Below are 14547 nucleotides of genomic sequence, written 5' to 3'. Positions count from 1 at the left end.
ATCCCGGCCCATTGTTTCCCCGAACAGCCGAAAAAGCTGGGGTTGCCGCGACATTAGAACGGTTGCAATGTAACACTATCCGAGGGATGCTAGCCTAAAAGGCAGTCTGCCGTTACATACAGCGGCAGTTCTGACGAACAAAGGTTCGAGGAAACGTCGATGGTGGACTATGCGAGGCACTTCAAGGCATCACTCGATGCGATCAGGCGGGAAGGTCGCTACCGGGTTTTCGCCGATGTGAAGCGCCGCCGAGGTGCGTTTCCTGCTGCTGAACATGTGACGAGCGCGGGCACCAAGCCGATCGTCGTGTGGTGCTCCAACGACTATCTCGGCATGGGCCAGCACCCCAAGGTGGTGGCGGCCATGCACGAGGCGATCGACTCGGTCGGCGCCGGTTCGGGCGGCACACGCAACATCTCCGGTACCACCCATTATCACGTCGAGCTCGAGCATGAGATCGCCGATCTCCATGGCAAGGAGCAGGCGCTGCTGTTCACCTCGGCCTACGTCGCCAACGAGGCCGCGCTCTCGACGCTGGCCAAGCTGCTGCCGGGCTGCGTGATCTTCTCCGACGAAAAGAATCACGCTTCGATGATCGAAGGCATCCGTCACGGCGGCAGCGAGAAGCGCATCTTCCGCCACAACGACGTGGCCGATCTCGAAGCAAAGCTGAAACAGGTTCCGGCCGGCACGCCGAAGATCATCGCTTTCGAGAGCGTGTATTCAATGGACGGCCACATCGCTCCGATCGGTGCGATCTGCGATCTCGCCGAGAAATACGGCGCGCTGACCTATCTCGACGAGGTGCACGCCGTCGGCATGTACGGCCCGCGCGGCGGCGGCATCGCGGAGCGTGACAACGTCATGCACCGCGTCGACATCGTCAACGGCACGCTGGCCAAGGGCTTCGGCGTGATGGGCGGCTATATCGCCGGCACGCGGGATCTCTGCGATGCGATCCGCTCGTTCGCACCCGGCTTCATCTTCACCACTTCGCTGGCTCCGGCCATCGCGGCCGGCGCACTCGCCAGCATCCGGCATCTGAAGAGCAGCTCGCTCGAGCGGGCCCGTCACCAGGAGCGCGCGAAGGCGCTCAAGACCCGCCTTCTGGCCGCGGGGCTCCCGGTGTTCCAGAACCAGAGCCATATCGTGCCCGTGCTTATCGGCGACCCGGTTCACTGCAAAGAGGTGACCGACCGTCTTCTCGAGACGCATGGCATCTACGTGCAGCCGATCAACTATCCGACCGTTCCGCGCGGAACGGAGCGCATTCGCCTTACGCCCGGCCCGCATCACACCGATGCGCAGATGGACGAGCTTACGGAAGCCCTGCGCATGCTTTGGGCCGCGTGCCCTGCAGCCGTGGGCAAGACGGGCAAGCTTGCTGCCGAGTAAATATTTTTTCATGGCTTGCGGGCGGTGGCAGCTTTGTCGCCGCCCGTTTGCTTTTGCCTATCTTGCGAAGATCTTCACAGAAATCCCTGTTGCGCTGCACATCGCCGGTGGGTGCGACGGAGACTTCCTTGTTGCTTTCGCTTGACGCATGGTAAGGGCATTCGCGAGCGTTTGCCGTGGCACCATTGTACTTTCGTCATGCAAGGAGCTGGCTGCAACGGTTCTCCGATTTCGTAAATGAATTCAGTGCTATCGCCACCCTCCCCATCAAAATCTCAGCCGACACCACGAGGAAACGTCATGTCGAACACCGCCCGCTTCTTCAAATCTCATCTTGCCGAGACCGATCCGGAAGTCGCGTCGGCGATCGACAAGGAGCTGGGGCGCCAGCAGCACGAGATCGAGCTCATCGCCTCCGAGAACATCGTCTCCAAGGCGGTGCTCGAGGCCGCGGGCAGCGTGCTGACCAACAAGTACGCCGAAGGCTATCCGGGCAAGCGCTACTATGGTGGCTGCCAGTACGTGGACATCGTCGAGGACCTGGCGATCGAGCGCGCCAAGAAGATCTTCGGCTGCGGCTTCGCGAACGTGCAGCCGAACTCCGGCTCGCAGGCCAACCAGGGCGTGTTCAACGCGCTCGCCAAGCCGGGTGACACCATCCTCGGCCTCAACCTGGCTCACGGTGGCCACCTCACGCACGGCGCGACGGTCAACCAGTCGGGCAAGTGGTTCAAGGCGGTGCACTATCAGGTCGAGCCCGAAACGCACCGCATCGACATGAACAAGGTGCGCGAGATCGCCAAGGCCGAGAAGCCGCGCATCATCATCGCGGGCGGCTCCGCCTATCCGCGCCAGTTCGACTTCGCCGCGTTCCGCTCGATCGCGGACGAGGTCGGCGCACACCTCATGGTGGACATGGCGCACTTCGCGGGCCTCGTCGCTGCCGGTGAGCATCCCTCGCCGTTCCCGCACGCTCACGTCGTCACCACGACCACCCACAAGACGCTGCGCGGTCCGCGCGGCGGCATGATCCTCACCAACGACGAGGACATCGCGAAGAAGGTCAACTCGGCCATCTTCCCCGGCATCCAGGGCGGTCCGCTGATGCATGTCATCGCCGGCAAGGCTGTGGCGTTCGGCGAGATCCTGACGCCGGAGTTCAAGGCCTATGCGAAGCAGGTGATCGTCAACGCTAAGGCGATGGGCGAGGTTCTCGTCAACGCCGGCTTCGCGCTCGTCTCGGGCGGCACCGATACGCACCTCATCCTCGTCGACCTGCGTCCGAAGAAGCTCACGGGCAACATCTCGGAGAAGTCGATGGGCCGCGCGCACATCACCTGCAACAAGAACGGTGTTCCGTTCGATCCCGAGAAGCCGATGGTCACCTCGGGCATCCGTCTCGGCGCACCGGCCGGCACGACCCGCGGCTTCGGCGAAGCGGAGTTCCGCGACATCGGCCGCATGATTGCCGAGGTCCTGGAGGGGCTCGCCAAGAACGGCGAAGCCGGCAACGGCGCCGTCGAGGAGAAGATCAAGGCCGAGGCCACGGCGCTCTGCAAGCGCTTCCCGATCTACTGATCTCCGCCTTTCGTCTCTCTCAGCGGGAGATGTGAAGGAGCCGTTTCATTGCGGCGGGACTTGCACTAGAAGAAGGCGCCGGAGCGGTTCGCTCCGGCGCCTTTCATTTCAGGAGACCGCCAGACATGCGTTGTCCGTATTGCTCCTGCGAGGAGACGCAGGTGAAGGACAGCCGGCCGACGGAGGAGAACGCCGCCATCCGCCGCCGCCGCGTGTGCCCGGATTGCGGCGGCCGCTTCACCACGTTCGAGCGCGTGCAGCTTCGCGAGCTGACCGTCGTCAAGCGGTCGGGACGCAAGGTCCCGTTCGATCGCGACAAGCTGTTGAAGTCGGTCGAGGTGGCACTGAGGAAGCGGCCGATCGAGAGCGAGCGCATCGACCGCATGGTATCGGGAATCGTGCGCCAGCTCGAAAGCACCGGTGAGACGGAGATTCCGTCCTCGACCATCGGCACGTTCGTCATGGACGGTCTTCGCGCGCTCGATCCCGTGGCCTACGTGCGTTTCGCTTCCGTCTATCGCGATTTCCGTGAGGCCGCCGATTTCCAGGAAGTGCTCGGCGAGATCGCGCGCGACGATGGCCCCGATGATGCGCATCGGGCGGCGAAGAAGCACTAGTGGGCAGTTAGGCAGCAGGCAGTCGCCGTGGGTTTTTCGCCGTTCGATCAGCACATGATGGACATCGCGCTCACGCTCGCGCGGCGGGGGCTCGGCACGACTGCGCCCAACCCTTCGGTGGGTGCGGTGATCGCGGATGAGAGCACGGGTGAGCTGATTGCACGCGGCGTCACGCAGCCAGGCGGGCGGCCACACGCGGAGACGGAAGCGTTGCGCCGCGCGGGAGCGCGTGCCCGCGATGCCACGCTCTACGTGACGCTCGAGCCGTGCGCGCACCACGGAAAGACGCCACCCTGCGCGGATGCCGTGGTTGCTGGCGGCATCCGTCGTGTCGTCATCGGCGTCGGCGATCCGGACCCGCGCACGAAAGGACACGGCATCCAGCGTCTCAGGGATGCCGGCATTGCGGTTGAAACCGGTTTGAGGGGCGAGGAGGCGCGCTGGGCGACGCTGGGGCATATTCTTCGCATCACGGAGCGGCGCCCCTTCGTGCAGCTCAAGATGGCCTTGTCGGCCGCGGGTGCTGTGCCACGCGGCGCCGATGGGAAGGCCCTGTTCGTCACGGGACCGGAGGCGCGGGCGCAGGGGCATTATTTACGCGCGGCTTGCGATGCCATTCTGGTCGGCGGCCAGACGGTTCGCGATGATGATCCCGACCTTACATGCCGTCTGCCGGGGCTTGCGGAGCGCTCACCGGTCCGCGTGGTGCTCTCGCGCTCGCTCGGCTTGTCTGCCGGCGCCAAGCTCGTGCGTACGGCGCGAAGTGTGCCGCTGTGGATCGTCATGGGTGAGGATGCCGATCCGGCACGCGCGGGAGAGCTCGAAGCGGCGGGTGCGAGGATTTTCCGTCTTCCTGTCTCAGGTCATGGGATCGCGCCGCGCGATGTGCTGGGCTTGCTGTCGGACGAGGGGATCACACGGCTGCTCGTCGAAGGTGGAGCTGCAATCTGGAAAGCATTTTCGCAGGAAAAGCTCGCGGACGAGGTCGTTCTGTTTCAAGCGGGATCAGGCGAGGCCGAGGTGCGGGCCGTGGAGCTTGCCGCGCGTCTCGCTCCGGGGCTAGATCTCGATCTCGCGCGGCGGCGCCGGGTGGGGGCCGACACAATGTCGGTCCTCCGGGTGCGGACGCCGGGCTCATGAGCGGGGAGCGTTAGAGTGTTTACGGGAATTATCACGGACGTCGGCGAGCTGATCGGCCGGGAAGGCGGACGCTTCGCGATCCGCTCGCGGTATGCGGCCGACGGCATCGCGCTCGGCGCATCGATCGCCTGCGACGGCTGCTGCCTTTCGGTGGTGACGCTGCGGGCCGATGGCGCGGGCTCGGCCTTCACGGTCGACGTCTCCAACGAGACGCTGTCCAAGACCACGCTCGGGAGCTGGCAAGTGGGCCGGCGGATCAATCTGGAGCGTGCCCTCAAGGCGGGCGACGAGCTCGGCGGACATATCGTCTCGGGTCACGTGGACGGCGTGGGCCAGATCATCGACATGCGGGCCGATGGAGAGAGCATTCGCGTGCTCATCGAGCTGCCCCAGGCGCTTGCGCCCTATGCGGCGCCGAAGGGCTCAATTGCCCTTGACGGGGCCTCCCTCACCGTTAACGAGGTGAGCGGAAACCGCTTCGGCGTCAATCTGATCCCCGTGACCTTGACCGAGACGACGTGGGGGCGCAAAAAGCCCGGCGACGAGGTCAACGTGGAGATCGACCTCTTTGCGCGCTATGTGGCGCGGATCATGGAGTTTCGGGTGTGAGCACCGGTCTCGGTAAAATTACGCAGTCGGAAATTGCCGGCTTCCTGTCGTCCACCGCGGAGATCGTGGAGGACATGCTGAACGGGCGCATGGTCATCCTCGTTGACGCGGAGCATCGCGAGAACGAGGGCGATCTCGTGATCCCCGCGCAGATGGCGACGCCGGATGCCGTCAACTTCATGGCCAAGCACGGCCGCGGTCTCATCTGCCTCACGCTGATGCAGACCAGGGCGCAGGAGCTCGGGCTCGAGTTCATGGTGCGGACCAAGGCGGCGCGCGAGCGCACGGCCTTCACGCAATCGATCGAAGCACGCGAAGGCGTCTCGACGGGCATCTCGGCGCATGATCGCGCGCGTACGATCGCGACGGCGATCGATGCCACCAAGGGCGCCAACGATCTCGTTTCGCCAGGGCATGTGTTTCCGCTCGTCGCGCGCGAGGGCGGCGTGCTGATCCGCGCGGGTCATACGGAAGCATCCGTCGATCTCGCGCGTCTCGCCGGACTCTATCCGGCGGCGGTGATCTGCGAGATCATGAACGAAGACGGCACCATGGCGCGGATGCCGGATCTTATTCCGTTCGCACAGCGGCACGGTCTCAAGATAGGCACCATCGAGGATCTCATCGCTTACCGGCTGAAGCACGACCGGCTGGTGAAGCAGGTCGCGCGCACGCAGGTGGACACGTCACTTGGCGGCACGTTCGATCTCCGCGTGTTCACGACGACGGTCGAGCCGGTCGAGCATCTGGCGCTGGTGAAGGGCGACATCAGTCCCTCTGGCGGGCCTGTGCTCGTGCGTGTTCATGCCGTGAACGTACTCGGCGATCTTCTGGGCATCGCGGGGGATCATGGCGCCGTGGCGAAGTCTATCCGCGCCATAGAGCGCGAGGGGCGCGGCGTGATCGTGCTGATCCGCGATCTCGGTCCGAAGAGCGTTTCGGAATGGGTTGGCCGCCGGTCCAAGGCCGATGCGGGAGAGAAGGCTGCACGCGGACGCCGTCAGGTAGAGATCGGCGTCGGCTCGCAGATTTTGAGGGAGCTCGGCGTTGCCGACATGGTGCTGCTCACCAATGCGCCGGACGACGTGTACGTCGGCCTCGAGGCCTATGGGCTGCGCATCGTCGGCACGCGGGCAATCGAGTAGTTGAAATGGTCAAAGACGATAATCGCAAACGTATCGAGATGGAGCTGCATTCCGGCGGCTCCGCGCGCATCCTCATCATTGAGGCGCCCTACTATCAGGAAGTGACGAACGAGCTGGTTGCCGGCGCGCGGGCGGTGCTCGATGCGGCGGGCGTTGGCTACGATCGTGTTCCGGTGCCGGGTGCGCTCGAAATTCCGCAGGCATTCCGCCAGGCTGTTTCGGCGGGTCTGTTCACGGGCGGGGCGAAGCCCGTCTATGCAGGCGCCATCGTGCTCGGCTGCGTGATCCGCGGAGAGACGTCGCACTACGACATCGTGTGCAACAACACCAATCATTGGCTGATGGAAACGGCGATCCAGCACGACATTCCCGTCGGCAACGGCGTGCTGACCGTCGACACGGAAGCGCAGGCACTTGCGCGCGCGCGTGGCGGTGCGGAGGGCAAGGGCGGCGATGCGGCGCGGGCGTGCCTCCGGCTCATCTGGCTCGCGCAGACATTCAGGCAGCGCGCATCATGAGCAGCGCTCCCCGCAGAAAGAAATCTACCGGCGATGGTCCGAAACCGCGCACGGTTTCGCGCATGGCTGCCGTGCAGGCGCTCTACCAGATGGATCTGGCGGGCACCGATGCCGGCGAGGTGATCGAGCAGTTCAACTCGCCGCCGCCTTCGCCGCCGGAAGGCGCGCCCGAGCCAGAGCCTGATGCCGACAGCATGACGAGCCTCGAGGGCGCGGACGCGACGTTCTTCGCGGACGTCGTGAAGGGCGTGGTGCGCAGACAGCGCGAGATCGATCCGCTGGTGGACCAGCAGCTTCGGACCGGCTGGCGGCTGGTGCGCGTCGATTCGATCCTGCGTGCGATCCTCCGCGCGGGCGTATTCGAGACGCTCGAGCGCAGCGACGTGCCCGCACGCGTGATCATCAACGAGTACATCAACATCGCGAAGGCGTTCTTCGAGGGCGACGAGCCGAAGGTCGTCAATGGCGTGCTCGACAGGATCGCGCACAAGCTGCGTGCGAAAGAATTCACGACGCCGGGCGACGGGGAGTAGACCGCTTCCAGATTCGGAGAGTGCGCGGTGGGCGAGGACGAGCTGATCCAGACGACGTTCGCGCCGCTGGCCTCGGGCTTTGCCGGTGCGCTGGGCCTCACGGACGATTGCGCGTTTCTTACGCCGCCGCCTGGTGAGGATCTCGTTCTCACCACCGATGCAGTTGCGGCGGGCGTCCATTTCTTTCCCGAGGATGCGCCGGCCGACATCGCGTGGAAGGCGCTCGCGGTCAACGTGTCGGACCTTGCAGCGAAGGGCGCGCGCCCGATCGCCTATCTCCTGTCGATCGCTTTTCCGGAGTTGCCGGAGCGCGCGTGGCTCGCGGAGTTCGCGCGCGGGCTCGGCGAAGCACAGGCCGCGTTCGGGATCGCCCTCGCCGGAGGGGACACCGATCGCAGGCCTGGCCCGCTCACCGCGACCGTGACCGCCATCGGCAGTGTGCCAAGCGGGCGGATGGTGCGGCGTGGGTCAGCGAAGGCGGGCGACCTGCTTTTTCTCTCGGGTACGCTCGGGGACAGTGCGGTCGGCCTCTTGCTGCGGCAGGACCCGGACAGGCGCGTTTCGCTCGGTCTCGATATGCGTGAGGCAGCGATGCTGGTTGGCCGCTATCTCCGTCCGGAGCCGCGCGTGGCGCTCGCCCCGCATCTCCTCGCCCATGCGTCGGCGGCCATGGACGTGTCGGACGGACTGGTCAAGGATTGTGCACGTCTCGCGCGCGCCTCCGGGCTCGCCGCTTCGCTCGATTGTGTGCGCCTGCCGCTCTCGCAACCGCTTTTGAGCGCACTTGCGCGCCAGCCGGATCTCATCGCGACCGCGCTCACGGGGGGCGACGACTACGAGGTGCTTGCGGCCGTTTCGCCTGGAGAGGCATCCGCGTTCCAGGCCGCAGCTCAAGCGTGTGGGGTGCCCGTCTCGGAAATCGGACGGCTTTCCGCCGGAACGGGCATTTCCGTGCTGGGTGCGGACGGGCAACCGATGTCGTTCACTAGGCCTGGATGGGATCATTTCCCGCATTGACGGAAGCCCGAATGGGACCCTTCAGTGCGTCCGGCGGGACCCGCTGAATTTCCAAGGGTTTGGCGATAGTTTGATTGATAATGGGTCTTTGTTTGGCCATATCGTTTTCGTTTAACGGCCCTGGAATCGCTCGCGTTGACGCCTGATCGTCCGTCGCCAGGGCTGGCCTTCAGCAAACAGGGAATGACCTCGCTCATGACGTTCTGCCGTAGCCTACGCGTGTCGTTCGTCCGCCGCAGAACGGAAGCGACGCGAGCTTTCATCCGGCGCTGCTCCGTGCCGGTGATGGCGGGGGCGCTGTTCGCCGTGGCTTCGAGCTGGTCCGGAACGTCGGCCGCGGCGCAGGACGGCAATTGGTGGGAAGGAATCACGAGCTTCGGCACGCCGGACTATTCTGGCCGGCGCGCGGAAATGGAGCGCACGCCGCCGCGCCAGGACGTGCTCAACGATCTCCGCCCTACCGACGTGCCGTGGCGCAGCGATGAAATGCTGGTGGCCATGGAGAAGGCCATCGCCCAGTACCAGGACATCGTGAGCCGGGGCGGCTGGCCGATGATTCCCGGAAACCGCATGCTGCGCGTCGGTGAAGACGACGAGCGCGTGGCGGCGCTCCGGCGCAGGCTGATGGCGACGGGTGAGCTGCCGCGTTCGGCGAGCTACAACGACTACTCGTTCGATTCAGGGGTCGAGCAGGCGGTCGTGCGTTTCCAGGAGCGCAATGGCCTGCGCGCCACGGGGCGTGTCGACCAGCCGACGCTCGCCGCACTCAACATCACCGCGGAAGAGCGTCTCGCCCAGCTCAAGCTCAATCACGGCCGCATCCTGGAGCTCGTGCAGACGCCGCCCGAGGAGCGTTATGTGCTGGTCAACGTGCCGGCCTTTCAGCTCGAAGCCGTCGAACGCTATCAGACTGTGCTGCGCCATCGCGTGATCGTGGGCCGCAACGGCCGCGAGACGCCGTCGCTCAAGGCGATGATCCGCAATTTGAACTTCTTTCCCTACTGGCGCGTGCCGGACAGCGTGGCGCAACTCGATGTGTTTCCGCGCCTCGTGAAGGAGCCGGACTATTTGACGAAGGAGCACATCCGCGTCATTTCCGGCGATTTCAACGGGCCCGAGCTCGATCCCACCTCCATCGACTGGTCGCAGGCGGACGCGCGCCGCGTCAAGCTCAAGCAGGACCCGGGCCCGCAGAACGCGCTCGGCCTCGTTCGCATCGATATGCAGAACGAGCACGGCGTCTATATGCATGACACGCCGATGAAGCCGCTCTTCCAGCAGCGCGCTCGTGCGTTCAGCGCAGGGTGCGTGCGCGTGCAGGACGTGTTCCAGCTCGTCGAATGGCTGGCGCGTTTCGAAGCCGGATGGGAGCAGCCGGGGCGCGTGCAGGCCGTCCTCGACCAGGGGCAGGCGCTCGACGTGGCGCTGTCGCGTCCCGTTCCGGTTTATTTCACCTACATCACGGCGTGGGCTGAGCCCAACGGCGTGATCGAGTTCCGTCCCGATATCTACCGGCGCGACGGCGCCATGGCGATGGCGGATGTCTACGATCCGGATGCGCCCCCGCCGCCAGCCCAGGGCCTCGCGCCGTAAGGTCCAGGGTTCATGACAGGCCCGCTGGAGAGACTTGTCTTCAGAGCCCGCCAGTGGGATTCTCCCGCGGCCATGCTGTCGTACTTGACCCGCCACGTGATCGAGACGCTGGAGTTTCTCCGGCGGCATTGGCTCGCCGTTGTGCTCCTCGCGCTTGCGGGCAGCGTGGTCGCCTTCGCGGTGCAGCTCTCGGACGAGCAGGGCCGGATGGACCTCCCGCTCGCTTATTCGATCCGCATGACCTGCGAGGACGATATCGAGGCCTCGCTCTGGCGGGGTGGCTGCAATCGCATCGCACCGGATATCGCGAAAACAGGGCGGCCGTCGTTCGGCGAGCTCTATCAGGCCTTCGTCACGGTTCATCATGCCCCGAGTCCGCGTGAGGCGAACGCGCCGCGTTTTTCAGGCGAGGCGCCCGAGGCGAACTTCGATCTCAAGTCGATCGTGGCGGGCCAGCGCTACAGCCTCGCCTCCGTGATGCCCGAGTTCGAGGGCGTGCGCAGCCGCGTGCACGCAGAGGCCGTGATGGAAGGCATCGACCAGCGCGATCGTGCGCTGCTGACGATAGGACGTGCGGGGCTCGGACACGATGCGCTCTTTGCCGGGGCGCTTGCCAATCTCGCGCATCCCGGCGCGCTCGTGAGCGGGGCATCTCAGTATGCTGCCATTCTGATGGGAACCGCCAAGCGCAGCGACTTCACCGCTACGGGCATGTCCGGGCAGCGATAGCGCTCTCGCCGGGCGCGGCGATCACGCCTTGATGCGATAGCCGGTCTTGAAGATCCACCAGATAACCACGAGGCAGACCGTGAGGAAGCCGAGCGTCATGGCGAAGCTCACGCCTACGTTGACGTCCGAGATCTCGTAGAAGCTCCAGCGGAAGCCGCTGATCAGGTAGACGATCGGATTGAAGAGCGTCACCGTGTGCCATGGCTGCGGCAGCATGTTGATGGAGTAGAAGGTGCCGCCGAGGAAGGTGAGCGGCGTCAGCACGAGCAGCGGGATGATCTGCAGCTTCTCGAAGCCGTCCGCCCAGATGCCGATGATGAAGCCGAACAGGCTGAAGGTTATGGCCGTGAGGACGAGGAAGCCGATCATCCAGAACGGATGCGCGATGCGCAGGGGAACGAAGAGGCTCGCCGTCGCGAGGATGATGAGGCCGAGAATCACGGATTTCGTGGCGGCCGCGCCGACGTAGCCGAGTGCGATCTCGAAGGGCGATATGGGCGCGGAGAGCAATTCGTAGATGGTGCCCGTGAAACGCGGAAAGTAGATGCCGAAGGCCGCGTTCGACGTGCTTTCGGTGAGCAGCATCAGCATGACGAGGCCGGGCACGATGAAGGCGCCGTAGGGCACGCCGTCGATCTGGGCAATGCGCGAGCCGATGGCCGCGCCGAACACCACGAAATAGAGCGAGGTGGAGAGCACGGGCGAGACGATGCTCTGCATGAGGGTGCGCCCCCAGCGGTGCATCTCGAAGGCATAGATGGCGTGTACGGCCCGGATGTTCATTGCGATTGCCTCACCAGGTCGACGAAGATGTCCTCGAGCGAGCTTTGGCTGGTTGCCAGATCCTTGAAGCCGATGCCGGCTTCGCGCATGTCGCTCAGCAGTGCGGTGATGCCGGTGCGCTCGGCCTGCGTGTCGTAGGTGAAGACGAGGGTGCTGCCGCCGGGGCGCAGCTCGAGCTGATAGCGGGAGAGACTTGGGGGAAGCGCATCGAGAGGCTTCTGAAGCTCCAAGGTCAACTGCTTTTTGCCGAGCTTGCGCATCAGCTCGACCTTGTCCTGCACGAGGATCAACTCACCCTTGGTGATGACGCCGATGCGATCGGCCATCTCCTCGGCTTCCTCGATGTAGTGCGTGGTGAGGATGACGGTGACGCCGCTGTCGCGCAGGCCACGAACGATTTGCCACATGTCCTTGCGCAGCTCCACGTCCACGCCGGCGGTTGGCTCGTCCAGGAAAAGGATGCGTGGCTCATGGGCGAGCGCCTTGGCGATGAGCAGGCGACGCTTCATGCCGCCGGAAAGCGTCATGATGCGGCTGTCCTTCTTGTCCCAGAGGGAGAGATCGCGCAGCACCTTCTCGACGTAGGCGGGGTTCGAAGGCTTGCCGAACAGGCCGCGGCTGAACGAGACCGTCGCCCATACGGTCTCGAACATGTCGGTCGAGAGCTCCTGGGGCACGAGGCCGATCAGGGCGCGGACGGCGCGATAGTCGCGCGCGATGTCCATGCCGTCGACCAGGATCTCGCCGCCGCTCGGATTGACGATGCCGCAGATAATGCTGATCAGCGTGGTCTTGCCGGCGCCGTTCGGGCCCAGAAGCGCGAAGATCTCACGCTCGCGGATATCGAGGTTGACAGTCTTGAGGGCGACGTGACCCGACGCATAGGTCTTGTTCACGCCCTTGATCGAGATGATGGCCTTCATGCGTACCGCCGCGGCAGGAGAGCGTGAACTTCTGTTGCGGAGCACCACATAGGTGCATTTCGCGGAGGCCGCAAGGCGGGGCCCCCTCCGCAGGGTGCGGGTGCTACTGCCGGCCCAGGGGGAGCGGCTTGATCCAGCAGCCCGTGAGGCCCGCTGCTTTCAGGCTTCGGCACAGGTCTTTGGCGTCCGCGCGCGAGTGCGGCGGAATGAGAGACAGGCGGTACCATGTCTCGCGGTCCTGCCCCTGCACGCGGTCCACGCGCGCCTTGGCGTCACCCAAAATCTGCGGGTAGGCGGATTTGAAACCCCGGTAATCCTGCTGCAACTCTTCCGTGCTGCGGCGCGTGGAGAGCACGACGAGGTAGGGCTGCTCCATGTTCGGCGACACGACGATCGGTCCTTGCGTCTCGTTGCCGACCGACGGGGATAGGACCGCAGCTTCGGCACTCATGGCGCCGGAGGCTCGCGGCGCGGGCGCCTCTTCCGTGCTCGTTTCCCCGGCGGTGGCGAGGCGGCCGTCGAGCTTCTTTCCGGGTTCCAGCGTTGCTGCGGCGTGGCGGCGCGTGCCGTCGCCGATACCGGGCGAGACGATGCTCAGGATGGCGATGGAGAGGCCGGCGACGACAGTGAGAGCCGCGAGTGCGGCGGCGGATGTGGGGTTCTTGTCGACGAGCGCCCGCATGGCGGCGACGCTCGAGGCGGCGACAGCGCCGGCGCTTCGCGCTTTATCCGCCTTTTTGGCGGGGCTCTTGGGCGGCATGGGTGCGCGCTGAGCGGACGGCGGGGGCCGCTGCCCTACCGGCTGTGCCCATTGGGGTGCGGGCGGAATGGGGGCGTGCTGCTGCGGATACGGTGCTGTGGCAGGCGCGGGCAAATAGGCGACCGGGCCGCGTGGCGCGGCCAAGCCCGGCATCTCCTGGCGAAACGCGCTCTGCTCGATCTCGCGCGATGTGGCGAGCAGAGCGGCGTGCGCCTGGGCGGCATCCGGCGCGGCGTCCATGCGGGGCAGCAGGCCCGATGCTTTCTGCTCCACCACTTCCAGCAGATCCAGCGCGCGGCGGTGGCTGCCGAGGATGTGCGTCAGCACTGCGATGTCCATCAGCTCGCGCGGCGGCAAGGCCGCCATGAGCTGGTCGATCTCTCGCTGGATGTCGGCGATCAGGCGGGCGGACGCTTCGATGTCGGCGCCAATGTGCGGAGGCGCCGCGCGTGACCGCTCCAGCACCTTGAGCAGCCTGCGGGCGACGTTGAGCGAGATCTCATGGATCTGCTGGCGCTCAAGCGCGGCATCGCGATTGAAGGCGGCCATGGCGTCGGATCTTGTCCCTACCCCGTTAATTCCAAAGTCTTATCGGAAAGCGGGCCATTCGGCCTGCTGTCCCTGCGTCGCATCCACCGCCGCTTCGGGGCCGATGCAACCTCTCCTCAGCCCGCGTGACATTCGGGAAACATGGTGCGCAACACGTCGATCGAGCATCCCGGTGCTCCTTCGATGCACTGATAGTTGATGTAGGGGACGGCGCCCTGGCTCGCGATGGAGATCTGGCTCCGGATCTTCTTGGTGAAGCAGCGGGCCAGCGTACCTTCGTCCGCGAGCTCGATGGAGGCCAGCACGCTCGCCTCCGGGCAGCTCTTGTTCTCGATCATGTAGGTGGCGGAGGAGGATTGGCTGATGGTCAGGCATTCGGGATCGTCGGCCACAGGCGCGGCGGCTGCGGGCGCGGCGGCCGGGGCCTCCTTTTTCTTCTGCTGTGCTTCGGCGGAAGGAATGGCGCAGACAAAGCCAAGCGCGATGAGTGCGGCGGCGATCCCCTTGGGCACGCGCCGCGCAGCGGAACGGCAGATGGCAGCAAGACACGCTGAATACACGCTTGAACTCCGACGGGGCGGACCTGGCCTGTTGCGTTGTCGCATTTTCTTCTTGAACGGGCCGAAGCCCATTTCGCCCAGAAAGCACGAAAGACGTT

General features: G+C 65.3%; 15 protein-coding genes. 11 read left to right on the top strand and 4 right to left on the bottom strand.

The genetic code is table 11. The features are described from left to right. Window positions 1-159: 159 nt before the first annotated feature. The 11 genes from hemA (at window position 160) to F812_RS0114395 (ending at window position 10874) form a co-directional block, all read left to right on the top strand. Window positions 160-1395: a 5-aminolevulinate synthase gene (gene hemA / locus F812_RS0114445; RefSeq protein ID WP_020086694.1), complete on the top strand. Its 1236-nt coding sequence runs from the start codon at window positions 160-162 to the stop codon at window positions 1393-1395. Window positions 1396-1695: 300 nt separating this feature from the next. Continuing rightward, entirely contained in the window at window positions 1696-2973 is a 1278-nt protein-coding gene (gene glyA, locus F812_RS0114440) for a serine hydroxymethyltransferase (RefSeq protein ID WP_020086693.1), read from the top strand. Between the two features lie 125 nt (window positions 2974-3098). Then, window positions 3099-3590 carry a transcriptional regulator NrdR gene (gene nrdR, locus F812_RS0114435; protein ID WP_020086692.1) on the top strand — a complete coding sequence of 164 codons (492 nt, stop codon included), beginning with the start codon at window positions 3099-3101 and terminating at the stop codon, window positions 3588-3590. 27 nt (window positions 3591-3617) lie between these two features. Further along, window positions 3618-4730, top strand: coding sequence for a bifunctional diaminohydroxyphosphoribosylaminopyrimidine deaminase/5-amino-6-(5-phosphoribosylamino)uracil reductase RibD (ribD, locus tag F812_RS0114430; protein ID WP_020086691.1), 1113 nt, complete (start codon window positions 3618-3620; stop codon window positions 4728-4730). 15 nt (window positions 4731-4745) lie between these two features. Next, window positions 4746-5339, top strand: a complete 594-nt coding sequence (locus tag F812_RS0114425) for a riboflavin synthase (RefSeq protein ID WP_020086690.1) — start codon at window positions 4746-4748, stop codon at window positions 5337-5339. Continuing rightward, window positions 5336-6484: a 3,4-dihydroxy-2-butanone-4-phosphate synthase gene (gene ribB, locus F812_RS0114420; protein ID WP_020086689.1), complete on the top strand. Its 1149-nt coding sequence runs from the start codon at window positions 5336-5338 to the stop codon at window positions 6482-6484. Before F812_RS0114425 ends, ribB begins: the two co-directional genes overlap by 4 nt. Window positions 6485-6489: 5 nt before the next feature. Beyond that, window positions 6490-7002 carry a 6,7-dimethyl-8-ribityllumazine synthase gene (gene ribH, locus F812_RS0114415; RefSeq protein WP_020086688.1) on the top strand — a complete coding sequence of 171 codons (513 nt, stop codon included), beginning with the start codon at window positions 6490-6492 and terminating at the stop codon, window positions 7000-7002. Continuing rightward, window positions 6999-7535 carry a transcription antitermination factor NusB gene (nusB, locus tag F812_RS0114410; RefSeq protein WP_040498516.1) on the top strand — a complete coding sequence of 179 codons (537 nt, stop codon included), beginning with the start codon at window positions 6999-7001 and terminating at the stop codon, window positions 7533-7535. Before ribH ends, nusB begins: the two co-directional genes overlap by 4 nt. A 27-nt stretch (window positions 7536-7562) precedes the next feature. After that, window positions 7563-8552, top strand: coding sequence for a thiamine-phosphate kinase (thiL, locus tag F812_RS0114405; RefSeq protein ID WP_020086686.1), 990 nt, complete (start codon window positions 7563-7565; stop codon window positions 8550-8552). A 195-nt stretch (window positions 8553-8747) separates the two neighbouring features. Beyond that, window positions 8748-10145, top strand: a complete 1398-nt coding sequence (locus tag F812_RS0114400; RefSeq protein WP_245257685.1) for a L,D-transpeptidase family protein — start codon at window positions 8748-8750, stop codon at window positions 10143-10145. Window positions 10146-10217: 72 nt separating this feature from the next. Further along, entirely contained in the window at window positions 10218-10874 is a 657-nt protein-coding gene (locus F812_RS0114395; protein ID WP_020086684.1) for a hypothetical protein, read from the top strand. Between the two features lie 21 nt (window positions 10875-10895). On the opposite strand, the gene F812_RS0114390 is transcribed toward F812_RS0114395, so the two are convergent. The 4 genes from F812_RS0114390 to F812_RS0114375 form a co-directional block, all read right to left on the bottom strand. Further along, window positions 10896-11657, bottom strand: a complete 762-nt coding sequence (locus F812_RS0114390) for an ABC transporter permease (protein ID WP_020086683.1) — start codon at window positions 11655-11657, stop codon at window positions 10896-10898. Then, window positions 11654-12580: an ABC transporter ATP-binding protein gene (locus F812_RS0114385; protein WP_020086682.1), complete on the bottom strand. Its 927-nt coding sequence runs from the start codon at window positions 12578-12580 to the stop codon at window positions 11654-11656. The genes F812_RS0114390 and F812_RS0114385 overlap by 4 nt, the downstream gene beginning before the upstream one ends. 103 nt (window positions 12581-12683) lie before the next feature. Continuing rightward, window positions 12684-13889: an SPOR domain-containing protein gene (locus F812_RS0114380; RefSeq protein WP_026868138.1), complete on the bottom strand. Its 1206-nt coding sequence runs from the start codon at window positions 13887-13889 to the stop codon at window positions 12684-12686. Between the two features lie 116 nt (window positions 13890-14005). Continuing rightward, window positions 14006-14449 carry a hypothetical protein gene (locus F812_RS0114375; RefSeq protein WP_156827434.1) on the bottom strand — a complete coding sequence of 148 codons (444 nt, stop codon included), beginning with the start codon at window positions 14447-14449 and terminating at the stop codon, window positions 14006-14008. Between the last annotated feature and the right edge of the window lie 98 nt (window positions 14450-14547).

Source organism: Hyphomicrobium zavarzinii ATCC 27496, from assembly GCF_000383415.1.
In the GTDB taxonomy this organism is placed as follows: domain Bacteria; phylum Pseudomonadota; class Alphaproteobacteria; order Rhizobiales; family Hyphomicrobiaceae; genus Hyphomicrobium_C; species Hyphomicrobium_C zavarzinii.
This window is presented reverse-complemented; position numbering and strand designations above follow the sequence as displayed.